Source organism: Jannaschia maritima, from assembly GCF_030973515.1.
GTDB classification, from domain to species: Bacteria; Pseudomonadota; Alphaproteobacteria; order Rhodobacterales; family Rhodobacteraceae; genus Jannaschia; species Jannaschia maritima.
Genome location: NZ_JARGZA010000002.1, coordinates 22320 through 38728 on the forward strand (window position 1 = coordinate 22320; position 16409 = coordinate 38728).

At 70.4% G+C, this 16409-nt stretch carries 16 protein-coding genes; 3 read left to right on the forward strand and 13 right to left on the reverse strand.

Going from position 1 to position 16409, the window contains the following annotated elements:
• Positions 1 to 56: 56 nt before the first annotated feature.
• From P0084_RS01740 to dusB, 10 genes are all read right to left on the reverse strand, one after another.
• Positions 57 to 1229, reverse strand: a complete 1173-nt coding sequence (locus tag P0084_RS01740) for an RsmB/NOP family class I SAM-dependent RNA methyltransferase (RefSeq protein ID WP_308915077.1) — start codon at positions 1227 to 1229, stop codon at positions 57 to 59.
• Positions 1230 to 1245: 16 nt separating this feature from the next.
• Positions 1246 to 1788 carry a CBS domain-containing protein gene (locus P0084_RS01745; RefSeq protein ID WP_308915078.1) on the reverse strand — a complete coding sequence of 181 codons (543 nt, stop codon included), beginning with the start codon at positions 1786 to 1788 and terminating at the stop codon, positions 1246 to 1248.
• Positions 1789 to 1857: 69 nt separating this feature from the next.
• The gene (guaB, locus tag P0084_RS01750) at positions 1858 to 3306 is read right to left on the reverse strand and encodes an IMP dehydrogenase (protein WP_308915079.1); all 1449 of its coding nucleotides are present in this window, start codon (positions 3304 to 3306) and stop codon (positions 1858 to 1860) included.
• Between the two features lie 74 nt (positions 3307 to 3380).
• Positions 3381 to 3872 (reverse strand): pantetheine-phosphate adenylyltransferase, encoded by a 492-nt coding sequence (gene coaD / locus P0084_RS01755; protein ID WP_308915080.1) that lies wholly within the window; start codon positions 3870 to 3872, stop codon positions 3381 to 3383.
• Positions 3873 to 3970: 98 nt separating this feature from the next.
• Positions 3971 to 4294: a hypothetical protein gene (locus P0084_RS01760; RefSeq protein ID WP_308915081.1), complete on the reverse strand. Its 324-nt coding sequence runs from the start codon at positions 4292 to 4294 to the stop codon at positions 3971 to 3973.
• Between the two features lie 72 nt (positions 4295 to 4366).
• Entirely contained in the window at positions 4367 to 5770 is a 1404-nt protein-coding gene (ntrX, locus tag P0084_RS01765; protein ID WP_308915082.1) for a nitrogen assimilation response regulator NtrX, read from the reverse strand.
• A complete protein-coding gene (locus P0084_RS01770) occupies positions 5767 to 7941 on the reverse strand; it encodes a sensor histidine kinase NtrY-like (protein WP_374213584.1) in 2175 nt (724 codons plus the stop codon). Before P0084_RS01770 ends, ntrX begins: the two co-directional genes overlap by 4 nt.
• 126 nt (positions 7942 to 8067) lie before the next feature.
• Entirely contained in the window at positions 8068 to 9444 is a 1377-nt protein-coding gene (locus tag P0084_RS01775; RefSeq protein WP_308915083.1) for a response regulator, read from the reverse strand.
• 27 nt (positions 9445 to 9471) lie between these two features.
• The gene (locus P0084_RS01780; protein WP_308915084.1) at positions 9472 to 10527 is read right to left on the reverse strand and encodes a two-component system sensor histidine kinase NtrB; all 1056 of its coding nucleotides are present in this window, start codon (positions 10525 to 10527) and stop codon (positions 9472 to 9474) included.
• On the reverse strand, positions 10524 to 11519 hold the full coding sequence (gene dusB, locus P0084_RS01785) for a tRNA dihydrouridine synthase DusB (RefSeq protein WP_308915085.1): 996 nt from the start codon (positions 11517 to 11519) through the stop codon (positions 10524 to 10526). Before dusB ends, P0084_RS01780 begins: the two co-directional genes overlap by 4 nt.
• A 193-nt stretch (positions 11520 to 11712) precedes the next feature.
• On the opposite strand from dusB, the gene P0084_RS01790 reads away from it, so the two are divergent.
• From P0084_RS01790 to P0084_RS01800, 3 genes are read left to right on the forward strand one after another with little or no spacing between them, the layout of a single operon-like run.
• Entirely contained in the window at positions 11713 to 12831 is a 1119-nt protein-coding gene (locus tag P0084_RS01790) for a bifunctional 2-C-methyl-D-erythritol 4-phosphate cytidylyltransferase/2-C-methyl-D-erythritol 2,4-cyclodiphosphate synthase (protein ID WP_308915086.1), read from the forward strand.
• A complete protein-coding gene (locus P0084_RS01795; protein WP_308915087.1) occupies positions 12825 to 13304 on the forward strand; it encodes a phosphatidylglycerophosphatase A family protein in 480 nt (159 codons plus the stop codon). The genes P0084_RS01790 and P0084_RS01795 overlap by 7 nt, the downstream gene beginning before the upstream one ends.
• Positions 13297 to 13773: a CinA family protein gene (locus P0084_RS01800; RefSeq protein ID WP_308915088.1), complete on the forward strand. Its 477-nt coding sequence runs from the start codon at positions 13297 to 13299 to the stop codon at positions 13771 to 13773. The genes P0084_RS01795 and P0084_RS01800 overlap by 8 nt, the downstream gene beginning before the upstream one ends.
• Here P0084_RS01800 and P0084_RS01805 read toward each other — a convergent pair.
• The 3 genes from P0084_RS01805 to P0084_RS01815 form a co-directional block, all read right to left on the reverse strand.
• Positions 13728 to 14210, reverse strand: a complete 483-nt coding sequence (locus tag P0084_RS01805; RefSeq protein WP_308915089.1) for a type II toxin-antitoxin system RatA family toxin — start codon at positions 14208 to 14210, stop codon at positions 13728 to 13730. The two genes, P0084_RS01800 and P0084_RS01805, sit on opposite strands and share 46 nt — an antisense overlap.
• Before the next feature lie 73 nt (positions 14211 to 14283).
• Positions 14284 to 15228, reverse strand: coding sequence for a hypothetical protein (locus tag P0084_RS01810; RefSeq protein ID WP_308915090.1), 945 nt, complete (start codon positions 15226 to 15228; stop codon positions 14284 to 14286).
• Between the two features lie 62 nt (positions 15229 to 15290).
• Positions 15291 to 16409, reverse strand: coding sequence for an ABC transporter ATP-binding protein (locus P0084_RS01815; protein ID WP_308915091.1), 1119 nt, complete (start codon positions 16407 to 16409; stop codon positions 15291 to 15293).

Below are 16409 nucleotides of genomic sequence, written 5' to 3' on the forward strand. Positions count from 1 at the left end.
GATAGGCGGCGTGGTCTTAACCGATGATTAACGATGATGGCGTCGCCGCGCCGGGGTCAAGCGTCCGTGCGCGGCCCCAGCTGCGTCATGTGGAAGCCGTCGGTGCCATCCAGCGGCGTCAGGGTGACGGCGCCGGTCGCCCGGCGTCCGAGCCGCCCCACGGCCCCGGCGGCGACCCCGTTCTCGGCGGTGAAGAGCGAGCATGTCATATAGGCGATCGCGCCCCGCGGACCGGCGAGGGCGTCGGCGCGGTCCAGGATCGCCGCCTGCGTCGCCATCAGGGCGTCCAACGCATCGGGCGTCAGGCGCCACTTGGCCTCCGGCGCGCGGCGCCACGACCCGGAGCCGGAGCATGGCACGTCGCAGACGACCAGGTCGAAGGGCCCGCGCGGATCCAGTTCCACGGCGATCGGGGCACGGGCGCGGCGGGCGCGTTCGGGCAGGTCGCGCATCCGCGCGGGGTCCGCGTCGTGGGCGGTCACGTGCAGGTCCGAGCGCGCCGCCATGGCCAAGGCCTTGCCCCCTCCCCCGGCGCAAAGGTCCAGCACCCGCATCCCGTCGACCAGGGGGAGGGCTTCGACCAGGGCCTGCGAGCCCGCGTCCTGGAATTCGAACAGGCCGTCCCGGAACAGGGCGTGGGCCTGCAGGCCACGGGGGGCGCCGCGCACCTCCACCGCCGTCGATGCCGCGGGGTGGGGATGCGCGTCGTAGCCATCGTCCCGCAGGGCGGCGACGACCCCGTCCCGGTCCGTGCGCGCGGCGTTTGCGCGCAGGTGGACGGGCGCGCGGTCCCGCAGCGCGAGGCAGACGGCGTCCGCTCGGGGGCCCAGGGCCGCGTCGAACAGCCGTAGGGTCCAGTCGGGGACGTCCAGTCGGACCGCGCGGGGCGGCGCCGCGGCCGGAGTGTCCGGTCCGTCCCAGCGCGCGGGGCCGTGACGCGACCCGTCGAACAGGGCGTCCGCGTCGGCCCCCTGCCCCACGAGCAGGCCGCGCATCACCGCGCGCGCCTCCATCGCGACCGGGTCCGCGTCGCCCAGGCCCCCCGCCCAGGCGGCGGAGCGCAGCCGGCGCAGGGCGTCGAAGACGTGGTCGCGCACGGCGGCGCGGTCGCCCGAGCCCGCGAAGCGCGAGGCCCGCGCCCACCGGGTCAGCGCACGTTCCGCCGCCTCGCCGCGCAGGACGGGGCCCAAGATCTCGATGGCGGCCTGGACGCGGGCGGCGGGGGTCACGACCCCCTCCCCCCGGTCAGACGACCGACAGGACCACCACCATCGCCAGGACGTAGACCAGGATCGCGCCCCCGATCAGCAGGTAGTGGAAGTTCGAGCCGACCTGCGCGCGCACGAGGCTGCGCATCTGGCCGATCAGGTCGGGCCAGGTGTAGCTGACGAAGTCGCCCTGGGTGAACACCGCCTTGATCCGGCCCTGCCCGTCCACGACAGGCAAGCGGCGGAAGCGCTCGTTCGACATCATCCGCAGCCAGTCGAGCATGTCGTCGTCCTCCCGCGCGACGCGGGGGTCGGCGGTCATGATGTCCGACAGCTTCGTGGTCTTCGCGTCCATGCCGCGGCCGACCAGCTTGTTCATGATGTCGCGCTCGGTCACGACGCCGATCACCTTGTCGTCGCTGTCCGTGACGATCACGCAGCCGTAGTTCTTGTCCGTCATCGCCGAGACCGCGTCGAAGACCGTCGCCTCCGGCGGGCGGGTCAGCGGTTTCTGCTTGTCCTTGTATTCCGGCCTGTCCGACAGGCGCGTGCCCTGCCGTTCCCCCGATGCTGCCGCCATACCCGTGTTCCCCCATGCGTCACCGCCGATGAGGGTAGGATTCCCTTACGGCTCGGCAAAGGCAATGGGTCACGCGCCGCGGTAGTTGGGCGATTCCCGCGTGATCTGCACGTCGTGGACGTGGGATTCCTTCAGCCCCGCCCCGCTGATGCGCACGAACCGGCAACGGGTGCGCATCTCGTCCACGGTGGCGCAGCCGGTATAGCCCATCGCCGCCCGCAGCCCGCCGACGAGCTGGTGGACGACCGCGCCCGCGGACCCCTTGTAGGGGACCTGCCCCTCTATGCCCTCGGGCACGAGCTTGTCCGTGGCCGCGTCCTTCTGGAAGTAGCGGTCGGCCGATCCCCGCGCCATGGCGCCCATCGAACCCATGCCGCGATAGGACTTGAACGACCGGCCCTGGTAGAGGATCACCTCGCCCGGGCTCTCGTCCGTGCCCGCGATCATGGAGCCTACCATCGCGCAGGACGCGCCCGCGGCGATGGCCTTGGCGAAGTCGCCGGAGAACTTGATCCCGCCGTCGGCGATCACCGGCACGTCGCCCGCGGCGCCCGCGCTGTCCATGATCGCCGTCAGCTGCGGCACGCCCACGCCCGCGACGATGCGCGTCGTGCAGATGGAGCCCGGGCCGATGCCGACCTTGACCGCGTCCGCGCCCGCCCCGATCAGCGCGCGGGTGCCTTCGGCGGTGGCCACGTTGCCGGCCACGACCTGCACGTCGTTGGACAGGCGCTTCACCCGTTCCACCGCGCGGCCCACGCCGTCGGAATGGCCATGCGCCGTGTCGATCACGATGAGGTCGCAGCCCGCGTCGATCAGGGCCTCGGACCGCTCGAACCCCGCATCGCCGACCGTGGTGGCGGCGGCGACGCGCAGGCGACCGAGGCCGTCCTTGCAGGCATGGGGGTTCAGGACCGCCTGTTCCAGGTCCTTGATCGTCAGGAGGCCAGTCAGCTTGCCACCGGCGTTGACGATCAGGAGCTTCTCGATGCGGCGCGCATGCATGAGCGACCGGGCCTCCGCCGTGTCCACGGGCTCGCGCAGGATCGCCAGATCGTCGGTGGTCATCATCGCATGCACCGGGGTGGCGTCGTCGGTGGCGAAGCGCATGTCCCGGTTGGTCACGATGCCCACGACGCGCCGGTCCGGATCGATCACCGGAAAGCCGGTCACGCGGTAGCGGTCCTGGAGGGCCTTCGCGTCGGCCAGCGTCTGATCGGCGGTCAGGGTCACGGGGTTGTAGACGACCCCGCTTTCGAAGCGCTTGACGCGGCGCACCTCCCGCGCCTGGCCATCGACGTCGAGGTTGCGGTGCACCACGCCCATGCCCCCGGCCTGCGCCATGGCGATGGCCATGCGGGATTCGGTGACGGTGTCCATGGCCGAGGACAGGAGCGGGATGTTGAGGGCGATGGACCGGGTCACCCGCGTGCGCGTGTCCGCCGTGCCAGGCAGGACGGCGCTTTCAGCAGGAACCAGCAGCACGTCGTCGAAGGTCAGTGCCTCGCGAATCTCCATGGGGCGACTCCTGCGCTGGGGACCGGTTGGCGCCGCGCTATCCCATGGCGGGGCGTCGGGGGGAAGGGGCGGCGTCAGCCGAGCCGGGCCCGAAGCGCCGCGTTGACCGATGGGCTGACGAAGGCGGAGACGTCGCCGCCCAGGCGCGCGATCTCCTTTACCAGCTTGGACGCGATGGCTTGGTGCTCAGCCTCGGCCATGAGGAACACCGTTTCGATGCTGTCGTCGAGGACGCGGTTCATGCCGACCATCTGGTACTCGTACTCGAAGTCCGCGACGGCGCGCAGGCCGCGCACGATGACCTGGGCCCCGACTTCCCGGGCGCAGTCGATCAGGAGGTTCTCGAACGGGTGGGCCACGATCTCGCACCCCGTCCGTTCGGACCAGAGGGTCGCCTCCTCCTCGACCATGGCCAGCCGTTCGGACAGGTCGAAGAGCGGACCCTTGTCGCGGTTGATCGCCACCCCGATCACCAGGCGATCGACGAGGGTGCAGGCCCGCTTGATGATGTCGGAATGGCCCTTCGTGATCGGATCGAAGGTGCCGGGATAAAGGCCGGTGCGCATGGGTCCGCGTTCCCGTGTGTCGGTCGTCCCGGTTTGGGTGGCATGGGGTGGGTGCGGGATCAAGCGCGGCGGATTTCGCGCCGGCGAGGTGCGATCGCCTAGCCCGCGGCCCGGACGGGGCCGCGCTTGCCGCGCCAGTCCAGCGATCGGCCGTTCAGGGCTGACAGGTCCGCATCACCCGCCGCGACCCGACGGCCGAGTGCGACGGCCCGCTCCAGCACGTCGTCGGGCGCGTGCCGATAGGCCGGGCGCTTCGGTATCGCGTCGTACCACCGGCCGCCGACGGCGTTGTCCAGCAGGATGCGCTGGAAGCAGTGGTCGAACCGCACGGGCCATCGCCGCCCGGCGGCAAGGCCGGGCAGCGTATGCCGGGTCAGGGCGAGCCATTCGGCTTCGAGGGCGGCGCGGGCGGTCGGCGTCATGGATGCAAGCCTGCGGCGGGCGGTCCCGGGGTCAAGCCCCGGGGACGCCGATGGACGGTTCCGCGTTCCGACCTAGACCGTCTCGTCCACGCGGGCCACGCGGGCGCCGCCGCCCCGCGCCGCGGTCACGACGCCCAGGGACTTGAGCTTGCGGTGCAGCGCGCTGCGTTCCATGCCCACGAAGCTGGCGGTGCGGCTGATGTTGCCGCCGAAGCGGTTGATCTGGGTCATCAGGTACTGCCGCTCGAACAGCTCGCGCGCTTCGCGCAGGGGCAGGCTGGCCAGGCTGCCGGACAGCGACACGTCGGCCTCCTCGCCGCCGCCCTCCGTCGGGCCGGGCAGCTCGGACGGCTCCACCGGGCCGGCCCCGTCGCCCAGGATCAGCACCCGCTCGATCACGTTGCGCAGCTGCCGGACGTTGCCGGGCCAGTGCATCGTCTGCAGCAGGGCCTTCGTGTCCTCCGTCAGTTCGCGCAGGGGCAGGCCCTGGGTCTGGTTCAGGATGCCGACGAAATGCTCCGCCAAGGTCGGGATGTCCTCGCGCCGATCCTCCAGGCTGGGGACGCGGATCGGCACGACGTTGAGGCGGTGGTACAGCTCCTCGCGGAAGCGACCCTCGCGGATCTCGGTCTGCAGGTCGCGGTTCGTGGACGACACGACGCGGAGGTCGACGCTGACCTTGTCCGTGCCGCCGACCCGCTGGAACGCCTGCTCGACCAGGACGCGCAGGATCTTGCCCTGCGTGGCCAGCGGCATGTCCGCCACCTCGTCGAAATAGATCACGCCCCCGTTCGCCTGTTCCAGGAGGCCGGGCTCGACCCCCCGCTCCGGACCGTCGCGGCCGAACAGGACCTCCTCCATCCGCTCCGGCTCGACGGAAGCGGAGGACACGGTGACGAACGGTCCCGACGCGCGGTCTGAGTTCGCGTGGACGTAGCGGGCCGCGAGCTCCTTGCCCGACCCGGCCGGACCCGTCAGCATGACGCGTCCGTTGGAGGTGGTGACCTTCGACAGCTGGGACAGCAGCGCGCGATGGGCGGGCGACGCGCCGACCATCTCCGTGGGGGCAACGTCCTTCTGGCGCAGGGCCACGTTCTCGCGCCGCAGCTTCGACGTCTCCATCGCGCGGCGGACGACGACCATCAACTGGTCGATGTTGAACGGCTTCTCGATGTAGTCGTAGGCGCCCTGCTTGATGGCGGCGACGGCGATCTCGATGTTGCCGTGGCCGGATATGATGATGACCGGCACCTCCGGATGCTCGCGTCGCATCTTCTTGAGGATGTCGATTCCGTCCATGTCGGAATCCTTCAGCCAGATGTCCAGGATCATCAATCCCGGCAGGCCGGCGGCCACGGCAGCCATGCAGTCCTGCGCCGTTCCGGCGGTGCGGGTGCGGAAGCCCTCGTCCTCCAATATGTCCGCCACCAGGCTGCGGATGTCGTACTCGTCGTCCGTGATCAGGATGTCCGTCATGCTCTGTCCTCCTGTATGGGCAGGCTTATCGTCGCCCTTGCGCCCTTGTTTCCCGTTTCGTCCGGTTCCGCGTCGTCGAGGGAAAGGGTGCCCCCGTGCTCCTCCACGATCTTCTTCACGATGGGCAGGCCCAGGCCCGTCCCCTTGTCGCGCGTCGTGACATAGGGCTCGAACAGGCGGGCGCGGTCCTCCGGCAGACCGGTCCCCGTGTCGGCGATGCGCACCACCGCGAAGCCGTCCTCCACCCGCAGCGACACATCGACGACCTTGGGATGGTCGCCGTCGCCACGGCCCTCGATCGCCTCGCCCGCGTTCTTGATGAGGTTGGTGAAGGCCTGTCCGATCTGGGTGTGGTCGAACTCCGCCCGGACGGGATCGTCGGGGATGTCGACCCGCAGCTCGACCGGGTCGAGCGCCGCGGCCTGCAACGTGCACGTCTCGCGCAGCAACTTGGCCAAGTCGCCCTTGTGGCGTTCGGGTGCGGGCATCCGAGCGAAGCGGCTGAACTCGTCCACGATGCGGCGCAGGTCGCCCGTCTGGCGGACGATCACGTCGGTCAGCTCGGCCAGCTTGGCGGCCGAGTCCTCCCCCAGTTCGCGACCGAAGCGGCGCTTGACGCGTTCGGCGGACAACTGGATCGGGGTCAGGGGGTTCTTGATCTCGTGCGCGATGCGTCGGGCCACGTCGGCCCAGGCGGCCATGCGTTGCGCGCTGACCAGTTCGGACACGTCGTCGAACGCGACGACGTAGCCTTCGGGCGCGCCGTCCTGGCCCAGGCGCGTGGCGATCCGCACGAGAAGCGTTTCCTGGGTGCCGCCGCGCAGGAGGCGCGTCTCCTCCTGCACGGAAGGGCCGCCGCCCCCACGCAGGCGGTCGAACAGGTCGGACCATTCGGGCACCACGTCGGCCAAGTCCCGGCCATAGGGCGCCCCCTCTATCCGCAGGAGTCGCTGGGCGGAGCGGTTGACGAAGTCCACCTTTCCGTCCGCGTCCAGGCCGATGACGCCCGCCGTGACCGAGGACAGGACGCTGTCGAACAGGCGTCGGCGACGTTCGGTCTGAAGGTTCGTCTCAACCAGGGCGTCGCGCTGACCCTTCAGCTGGCGGGTCATCTGGTTGAAGATCCGCCCCAGCATCGCGATCTCGTCCTGGCCGCCGTCGTCGGACACCCGCACGTCGAGGTCGCCCTGCCCCACCCGTTGCGCCGCGCCCGCCAGCGCCCCCATGGGACGCGACAGGCGTTCCGACACGATCAGGCCGACCCAGGTGGCCGCGAGGATCAGGATGAGCGCGAAGGCGAGGTACAGGAGCCCGAACTCGAACAGGAGGCGGCCGCGGTCGGATTCGAGTTGCTGGTAGAGCTGGGCGGTGGCCGTGGTCTCGTCCAGAAGGTCTAGCAGCCCCCCGTCCACCGGCCGCGTCACGTAGAGATACCGATCGGGATAGGCCACGAGCCGGATGAGGGCGCGGAACTCGTTGAGGGCCTGATCCTCGACCAGGACGACGTCGAAGGCGCGAGCCCGGTCCAACTGATCCGCCGTGGGTCGCTCGAAGTCGAACAGATAGGACTTGTCGCCCCGCGCGCGGATGTCGGCCCGTCCGTCGATCACGAACGCTTCCGACAGGCCCCGCTGCACCAGCTCCTGGCCCTGCGACAGGACCTGGCGCAGTTCGCCGTCCGTCATGGCGACGTTCGCGCGCCGCGCGGTGTCGAGGTATCCGGCCAGGGCGCGCGCATCCTCCTGCAGATCGTCGCGATGCTCCTGCGCATAGGCCTGCGCGGCGGACACGGAGTTGCCCAGCGCGCTTCGGACGCGGTCGCTGAACCACCCCTCCAACCCGATGTTGATGGTGACGGTGGCGAAGACGGCCACGAGGATGGTGGGGACCAGCGCGATGCCGGCGAAGATACCGGTCAGACGAAGGTGCAGTTCGGACCCCGCGGACCGGGCCCGGCGCGCGGCGAGAAGGCCCGCGAGGCGGCGGACGATGAACGCCGCGATCACGAGGATGTAGACGAGGTCGAGCAGCAGGACGGCACGCAGGACGTTCTGATCCGCGTTCGGCCCCCGCAGGCCCAGCACCGCCACGGTAAGGACCACGAGCGCCGGCCCGGCCGCGACCAGGACCCAGGCCAGCCACGGCGGCGTCAGGCCGCGACGAAACGGCAGGGTGGCCCGGAGCGGGCCGAATCGCGACGGAGTGTCGGGCGCCTGCACGCGGACCCCATGTCTGTAGCCAATGCCTGTGCGTCGAACCCGCCGGGGTTGTGCCCGATCCGCAACGCTGTTGCGTGCCTACATCAACTTGCGCCGCCTTGTCACGGGAATATCGAGGTCGGTGATCTTCTTTCGCAGCGTGTTCCGATTGATGCCCAGCATGTCGGCGCATCTCGCCTGGTTCCCACCGGTCGCGTCGAGCGCGATCTCTATCAGCGGAAGCTCCATCTCGCGCAGGACGCGCTGGTACAGGCCGGGGGGCGGCAGGAGCCCGTTCTGCAGGTCGAAGTAGCGCTGCAGGTGCCGCGCGACCGCCGCGGACAGGTCGCCGGACACGTCCTGCGTGCCGGCCCCGACGCTGGGCATCTCGCCCAGCACGCCCTCGACCTCCGCGCGCGTGATCTCGTCGGCGGAGGACGTCGCGACCAGGCGGCGCGTCGCGTGCTCCAGCTGCCGGACGTTGCCGGGCCAGGGATAGGCGCGCATGGCGACCATCGCATCGTCGGCGAAGCGCCGCAGCGCGCCCCCGTCGCGTTCGGCCCGTGCCAGGAAGTGCGCGGCCAGGAGCGGAATGTCGTCGACCCGTTCGCGCAGGGCGGCGACGTCGAGCGTGGTGCCCGCGAGGCGATAATAGAGGTCGGTGCGGAACGTGCCATCGGGCCCGACCTCGCGCGACAGGTCGCGCTGCGAGGTCGCCATGATGCGCGGTCCGTCGGTGCCCGCCTGATCCAGGACGCGCACGACGCGCGCCTGCGCGTCCGGGTCCATGTCGCCGACCTCGTCGAACAGGATCGACCCGCCCTTGGCCCGCGCGATCAGGTCCGCCGCCCCGTCGTAGCCGGACAGATCCGCGGCGGTGGCGATGACGAAGGGCATCGTGCGGCGGTCGCTGAAGTCGTGGATCGCGCGGGTGACGAGGGACTTCCCCGTCCCGCTCTCGCCCGTGACGATGACGGGCAGGTCGGTGTTCATCACCCGCGCCACCAGCCTGTAGAGCGTCTGCATGCGGGGCGTGCGCCCGACCAGGGGCAGGTCGTCGACGTCGTCGGACCGCGCCTCCGCCTCGTCGGTCGTGGAGGACTGGACGCGACGGCGTTCGCCGAGCGCCCGGGCGGCGCGCTTCATCAGGTCGGGAAGGTCGAACGGCTTGGGCAGGTAGTCGTAGGCGTCCTTCTCGGCGGCCTGGATCGCCGTCATGATCGTGTTCTGCGCCGATATGACGATGACCGGCAAGCCTGGCCTGGCGGAGGATATCTGCGGGAGCGTTTCCAGCCCGTTCCCGTCGGGCATGACGACGTCTGATATCACCAGGTCGCCCTTCCCTTCCCCCACCCACCGCATGAGGGTCATCAGGCTGGATGTCGCGTGGACCTTGCAGCCCGCCCGCGTCAGGGCCTGCGTCAGCACCGTGCGGATGGTGCGGTCGTCGTCGGCGACGAGTATCGTTCCGTCCATGTCCTTATGTCCCCCAAAGGTTGATGGTCACGTGCCGCGTGGCGGCATCGGAAGCGAGATGCGGAAGGTCGTCCGCCCGGGCACGGATTCGGTGGTGATCCATCCGTCGTGCTCGGCCACGATCTTGGCCACCAGCGACAGACCCAGGCCGGTCCCGTTCTCCCGGCCCGACACGAAGGGCTCGAACAGGTTGTTCGCCATCTCGGGCGGGATGCCGGGACCGTCGTCGGTGATCTCGATCTGAAGCGGCGCGGCGTCGCCGCTGCCGTCCGGGCGGCTGACGCGAAGACCCGTCTCGTAGAACGTGCGCAGCGTGATCGTGCCGCCTTGCTTGCCGACCTGCGCCGCGTTGCGCAGGAGGTTCAGGACGACCTGCTGCAACTGATCCGGGTCGGCCCAGGCGTGCGGCAGCGACGGGTCGTAGCGCTCGACCAGCTCCATGTGCGCGGCATAGCCCACCATCGCGGACTTGCGCGCACGGTCCAGGACGTCGTGGACGTTGATCGCGCGGCGCTGCGGGGGGCGGAGGTTCCCGAACTGCTCCACCTCCTCCAACAGCTTCACGATGCGGCGCGATTCCGCGACGATCAGATCGGTCAGCTCCGCGTCGTCCCCCGACAGGTTCATGGACAGGAGCTGTGCGGCGCCCGTGATGCCGGCGAGCGGGTTCTTGATCTCGTGGGCCAGCATCTCGGCGAGGCCGATCACGGATCGTGCCGCGCGGCGCGACGACCTGGCGCGGTTCAGGCGACCCGCGATCTCCTGCGGGGCGACCAGGACCAGGATGCGATCGTCCCCCAGGGGGGCCAAGTGCAGGTCGCAACGGATCGACGGCCCGGGGCCGACCGCGACGTCGGTGTCGTGCAGCGTCAGGGGCGCCGCGTTGCGCCGGACCCGCCCGAGGGCCGCGTCCATCCCGCCGTCCGGGCGAACGATGCGGCAGACATCGGCCCCCCGCAGCGCGCGGGCGGACCGGTTCAGGAACCCTTCCGCCGGGCCGTTCACGGCATCGATCGTGTCGGGGGCCCCCACGATCAGCGCGGGCAGCGGCAAGGCCGACCAGATGGCGGGTTCCGCGGTCACGCGGCGACCCGCAGCCGGGCTGCCAGGGCATCGGCGAGCAGCGGCGCGACCCCGCCCGCAGACGCGGTGAGGACGCGGCGGCGCATGCCGGGCGGCGTGCCCGCGTGGTCCATGTACCAGCCCAGATGCTTGCGGGCGACGCGGCCGCCCAGTTCGGCCCCATAGAACGACAGCATCGCGTCGTGGTGCCCCCGCACGAGGTCGAGAAGCGCCGCGCCGTCGGGTGCCCTGACGGGTGTCCCGCCCGTCAGGTCCGCTCCGATCGCCGCGCAAGCCCATGGTCGCCCGCGGATACCACGACCGACCATCACGCCCGCCGCGCCGGATGCCGATAGGGCGGCCCGCGCGGTCGCAGCGTCCACGACGTCGCCGTTCGCCAGGACCGGAATCGTCACCGCCTCCACGATCGGGCGGATCGCGGCCCAGTCGGCCCGGCCCTTGTAGAACTGGCACCGCGTCCGCCCGTGGATCGTGAGCATGCGGATGCCCGCCCCCTCGGCCCGAGCGGCGAGGGCGGCGGTGTCGCGAGTGTCGTCGTCCCAGCCCAGCCGGGTCTTCAGCGTCACGGGAACGTCTACGGCCTTCACCACGGCCTCGATCAGGCGAAGGGCATGGTCGTGGTCGCGCAACAGGGCCGAACCGGACAGGCCCCCCGTCACCTTCTTCGCGGGACAGCCCATGTTGATGTCGATAAGCCGCGCGCCCCGGTCCGCCAGCATCGATGCGGCGCGCGCCATCCAGACGGGGTCGCGCCCGGCGATCTGCACCGCGGTTCCCTGCCCAAGACCCAATTCGGCGCGCGTGCGGACGGAGGGCTTGGCCTCCACCATCTCGCGGGAGGCGACCATCTCCGATACCATGAGACCTGCCCCGAACCGACCGACGAGATCGCGGAACGGCCGGTCCGTGATGCCCGCCATCGGCGCCATGACGACCGGCCCGGTCAGTCCGAGGGCGGCTAGGCGGGGATCGAACGACGCGGAATCGGGCATATGCTGACCATCTGAGCGGTTCGCCTTCGCATAGGGGGTGTCGTGGCAAACGTGCAGTTGCGTGACCGTCCATGGCATGAATGCACGGCAGCTGCACAACAATTAGGCGGACTAGTCCCTATTTGCCCGGTCGGTTGTCAGCCCGTAGGCTGCGGGATAGTGCGTCGAGGACGTGGTTCGGGGGTGGCGACAGTTGAACAGACCGACGAGCACGGCGCTGATCGTGGCCGCGGGCCGCGGCACGCGGGCGGGCGGCGGTCTGCCGAAGCAATGGCGCCCACTGCGGGGTCGGACGGTCGCCGCACGCGCGGTCGACGCGTTCGACGACCTCGTGGATGCGGTGATCGTCGTGATCCACCCGGACGACCGCGAGACGGCCCGGGCCGCCCTGCCGGGCGTGACGCTCGTCGACGGCGGTGTGACGCGCGCGCAGTCTGTGGCGGCGGGGTTGGCAGCGGTGAAGACCGACCTCGTGCTGATCCACGATGCGGCGCGGCCCTTCGTAAGCGGCGCGACGATTGCCGACGTCCTGGGTGCTCTGCGGGATGGCGCGGTGGGCGCGGCGCCCGCGTTGCCCGTCACGGATGCGCTGTGGCGCGGCGACGATACCGTGTCCGGGATCGTTCCACGCGACGGGCTGTGGCGGGCACAGACGCCGCAGGGATTCCGAACGGCAGCCATCCGCGACGCGCACGCGACAGCAGTGGATGCTGCCGACGACGTGGCGGTCGCGCGTGCCGCGGGGATGGAGGTGCGGATCGTGACCGGTTCGGAAGACAACATGAAGATCACCGGCCCGGACGACCATGCGCGGGCGGAGGCCAGGCTCGGCCCCGACGTGCGGGTCGGCAACGGCTTCGACGTGCACGCGCTGGGCCCGGGCGACCACGTCGCCCTGTGCGGCGTGCGCGTCCCCCACGATGGCGGCCTGATCGGACATTCCGATGCGGATGTCGGCCTGCACGTGCTCTGCGACGCGATCTATGGCGCGTTGGCGGAAGGGGACATAGGGACGCATTTCCCCCCGTCGGACGACGAATGGAAGGACAAGGACAGCGCGGTCTTCCTCGACCATGCCGCGCGGCTGGCCCGGGACCGGGGATACGCCATCACGGCGCTGGACGTCACGCTGATCTGCGAGCGACCGAAGATCGGGCCCCATGCGGCAGCCATGCGCGACCGGGTCGCCGCGATCGCCGGCCTGGAGGCGGCCCGCGTCAGCGTGAAGGCGACCACGACGGAACGGCTGGGCTTTCCAGGCCGGGGCGAGGGGATCGCGGCGCAGGCCACCGCGACGCTGGTGCGATGCTAGCGCGCGCGGTCGCGACCCTGGGCGGCGTGGGATACCTGCGCCCGGCGCCCGGGACGTGGGGCTCGGCCGCAGCGCTGCCGCTGGCGTGGATCGTCCTGCTGGCCGGTCCGGTCGCCTTCACCGCCGCCTGCGTCGCCGTCGCGGCCATCGGGTGGTGGGCCATCGCGACCGCCACGCGCGGGCGCGCGGACCACGACCCGTCCGAGATCGTCGTCGACGAGTTGGCAGGCCAATGGATCGCGTTGCTGCCCGTGGCTTGGGGTGCGGCCATCGCCGGCGTGCCCGTGTCCGCCCTGTGGCCCGGTTGGCTGGCGGCCTTCGTGCTGTTCCGGTTGTTTGACGTCTGGAAGCCCGGCCCGGTCGGCTGGGCGGATCGGCGGGCCGATCCGCTGGGCGTGATGCTGGACGACGTCATCGCGGGGGCCATCGCCGCCCTGGGAGTGATCCTGTTGGCAGCCCTGGCGCATGTCTGACGCCGCCGCGCTGATCGCCGCGGCGACCCGGGCCGGCTTCACCATCGCCACGGCCGAAAGCTGCACGGGCGGGATGGTCGCGGCCGCGCTGACCGATCCCCCCGGCGCGTCGACTGCCTTCGTTTGGGGCGTCGTGACGTACTCGAACGCGGCCAAGCGGTCCCTGCTGGATGTCACGCAGGACGCGCTCGACGCGCATGGCGCCGTGTCGGAACCGGTCGCGGCGCAGATGGCCCGTGGCGCACGGGATCGGTCGGGCGCGGACCTCGCCGTGGCGATCACCGGCATCGCCGGTCCCGGCGGGTCCGCGGTCAAGCCGGAGGGCATGGTCTGCTTCGGCGTTGCGAGGGCGTCCGGCGTGCGGACTGAAACGGTGCAGTTCGGCGCGCGGGGCCGCGATGCCGTACGCCGGGCCGCCCGGGATCACGCGCTGCGACTGCTTGCCGACGCCGTGCCCCCGGGGCCATAGAGGACCCGGGCCCGCCGCTCGAATGCGGCCACGACCCGCTGCATCGCCTCGTTGAAGACGACGCCGATGACCCGACCGAGGATGGCGTTGCGGAACTCGAAGTCGACCCAGAAGTCGACACGGCAGCGTCCGCCCTCCAGAGCCTCGAAGTTCCATTCGGATTGCAGGTGGCGAAACGGTCCGTCGAGATATTCGGTCTCGATCCGGGTCTGGTCGGGCCACAGGATCACCCGGCTGGCGAATCGTTCGCGGAAGACCTTGAAGCTTATGACTAGCTCCGCGAGCATGACCTCGTGGTCGCCCCTGTCCTCGCGCGATTGGATCCGGGCGGCGGCGGTCCAGGGAAGGAACTGCGGATAGGACGAGACGTCCGCCACGAGATCGTACATCTGGCGGTCGGTATAGGGCAGCTCGCGGGATTCGGAATGGCGGGGCATGGGGGGCTCCGGGTCGGTTGTGCGGTGTTCGTGGCGGAACGCGGCGGCGGCGGTCCGGGGTCCGGGCCTGCGCCTATCCGTCCATGCGGGCGGAGCGCAACGCGCGCAACTCCTCCGGATCCAGGCGCACGATCGGACGTCCCTGCCCGTCCAATGCGGGAGACCCAGCCAGTTGTCGAAAGAAGGCGACCACCACGGTCGAGACGACGGCATATCCCGCCAACGTCTTCAGCGCGACGGGTCCATGACCGAGCGCGAGGGTCCGCCACGGCTCCTCCATCAGGTGCGCCGCCGCGAAGTGCAGCGCGGGCAGGAACACGAAGGTCAAGCCCGCCAGGATCGCGGCCTTCAACGCACCCAATACGACGTTTCGCGGATGCATGAGGGCCTGGGGCAGCATCACGGGCAGCAAGAGGACCATCCCTGCGAAGGCATAGGCGACGGCCGCCTCCGGCCAGTCGTGGCCCCAGGTGAGGTCCCGCAGGCCTTCGACGTTCCGGCCCCCCGACAGGTACAGCATCCAACCGGTGCCGATCAGCGCCAAGCCGAACAGGCGCAGGAGCACCCAGTCCGCTACGACGTAGATACGCAGCGCCACGCCGAGGTCGGGGATCAGGGGACGCCCCCCGCCCCTGCGATCGTCGGGTTGAGCCAGCAGCAGGCCGGCCGCGATCGCCAACGTCGCGCCGCCCGGCACGAAGATGGCCGCCGCGAGGATGCCCAGCACGGACGCGAGTGCCGACCAGACCGCCGATCCCGCGGCGACCGTCGCGCCGCCGATCAGGGCCAGCGCGATCGCGCGGACGAGATAGGACAGTCGGTCGAACGGCATGTGGCTGCGCACCAGGGCCAGGGCCAGCATCGGCACGCCCGCCGCGACGATCGGCGCGACGCCCAGCAGCAGACGCGGATGTTCGGGCGACAGCCGGTCCGCCATGTGCAGAACGGCCAGCGGCACCGAAAGGTGCCATAGCCCCAACACGCCGAGGCTGGTCGCATGTGCACGTGCGAGAATCATGTAAGGGGTCCCTGCACCGGGAACCCCTTACGAACCATCAACCAGACGATGGAATGGCGATATCAGCGGTAGAGCAGCGACCGCCCGTCCTTGAAGATATGGACCTTGGCGGGATCCGCCGTGATGCGCATCGTGTTGCCGCGCTGGTCGGGATTGATGCCCGGCAGCTTGGCGATCACGGGGTCGGCGTCCGCGTTGGCCCGCTCGAAGTAGATCAGCGTCACCTCGCCCAAGCTTTCCTGAATCTCCACGCGACCCTCGTAGGCGAAGGTTTCGCCCGTTGCGGCCTGCGCATCCTCCGGACGGATGCCGATCAGAACCTGCGCGCCTTCGTCCTCCGGCTGGGACGGAACCGCGGATGTGACGGTCCCGCCGCCCTGGTCCGTCTGTATCGTGGTGTGTTCCCCCGTCCCGACGATGCGGCCGGACATCAGGTTCATGGCGGGCGAGCCGATGAAGCGGGCGACGAACACGCTGTTCGGCCGTTCGTACAGATCGAGGGGCGAGCCCACCTGCGCGATCGAATACTTGTGCCCGTTGTCCTTCAGGGCGTCCAGGACGACGATCCGCGTGGCCAGCGTCATCGCTTCCACCTGGTCGTGCGTGACGTACACCATCGTCGATTCGGGCATCTGCTCCTTCAACTGGGCGATCTCGATCCGGGTCGCGACCCGCAGGGCGGCGTCCAGGTTCGAGAGAGGTTCGTCGAACAGATACACCTTCGGGTCGCGCACGATCGAGCGACCGATCGCCACGCGCTGCCGCTGGCCGCCGGACAGGGCCTTGGGCAGCCGGTCCAGGTATTCGGTCAGCTGCAGCTTGGTGGCCGCGGCCTCGACGGCGGCGTCGATCTCGGCCTTCGACTTCTTGGCGATCTGCAGCGCGAAGCTCATGTTGTCGCGCACAGTCATGTGCGGATAGAGCGCGTAGGACTGGAACACCATCGCGATGCCCCGCTCGGAGGGGGGAACGTCGTTCACCACCATGCCGTCGATCTCGAGCGTGCCGGAGGAAATCTTCTCCAGCCCCGCGATCATGCGGAGCAGGGTCGACTTGCCGCAGCCGGAAGGGCCCACGAAGACGATCAGCTCGCCTTGCTTGATGTCCAGGTTGACGTCCTTCAGGACCTCCACCCCGCCGCCGTAGACCTTGCCCACGTCGGTCATCCTCAGATCGGCCAT

What these genes read in the sequence shown, in the direction of transcription:
- coaD (WP_308915080.1), bottom strand. Translation starts at nt 3,872, where the DNA reads ATGCGCACCGGCCTTTATCCCGGCACCTTCGATCCGATCACGAAGGGC.
- P0084_RS01805 (WP_308915089.1), bottom strand. Translation starts at nt 14,210, where the DNA reads ATGCCCCGCCATTCCGAATCCCGCGAGCTGCCCTATACCGACCGCCAG.
- guaB (WP_308915079.1), bottom strand. Translation starts at nt 3,306, where the DNA reads ATGGAGATTCGCGAGGCACTGACCTTCGACGACGTGCTGCTGGTTCCT.
- P0084_RS01800 (WP_308915088.1), top strand. Translation starts at nt 13,297, where the DNA reads ATGTCTGACGCCGCCGCGCTGATCGCCGCGGCGACCCGGGCCGGCTTC.
- P0084_RS01810 (WP_308915090.1), bottom strand. Translation starts at nt 15,228, where the DNA reads ATGATTCTCGCACGTGCACATGCGACCAGCCTCGGCGTGTTGGGGCTA.
- P0084_RS01760 (WP_308915081.1), bottom strand. Translation starts at nt 4,294, where the DNA reads ATGACGCCGACCGCCCGCGCCGCCCTCGAAGCCGAATGGCTCGCCCTG.
- P0084_RS01745 (WP_308915078.1), bottom strand. Translation starts at nt 1,788, where the DNA reads ATGGCGGCAGCATCGGGGGAACGGCAGGGCACGCGCCTGTCGGACAGG.
- ntrX (WP_308915082.1), bottom strand. Translation starts at nt 5,770, where the DNA reads ATGACGGACATCCTGATCACGGACGACGAGTACGACATCCGCAGCCTG.
- P0084_RS01815 (WP_308915091.1), bottom strand. Translation starts at nt 16,409, where the DNA reads ATGGCCGATCTGAGGATGACCGACGTGGGCAAGGTCTACGGCGGCGGG.
- P0084_RS01795 (WP_308915087.1), top strand. Translation starts at nt 12,825, where the DNA reads ATGCTAGCGCGCGCGGTCGCGACCCTGGGCGGCGTGGGATACCTGCGC.
- dusB (WP_308915085.1), bottom strand. Translation starts at nt 11,519, where the DNA reads ATGCCCGATTCCGCGTCGTTCGATCCCCGCCTAGCCGCCCTCGGACTG.
- P0084_RS01775 (WP_308915083.1), bottom strand. Translation starts at nt 9,444, where the DNA reads ATGGACGGAACGATACTCGTCGCCGACGACGACCGCACCATCCGCACG.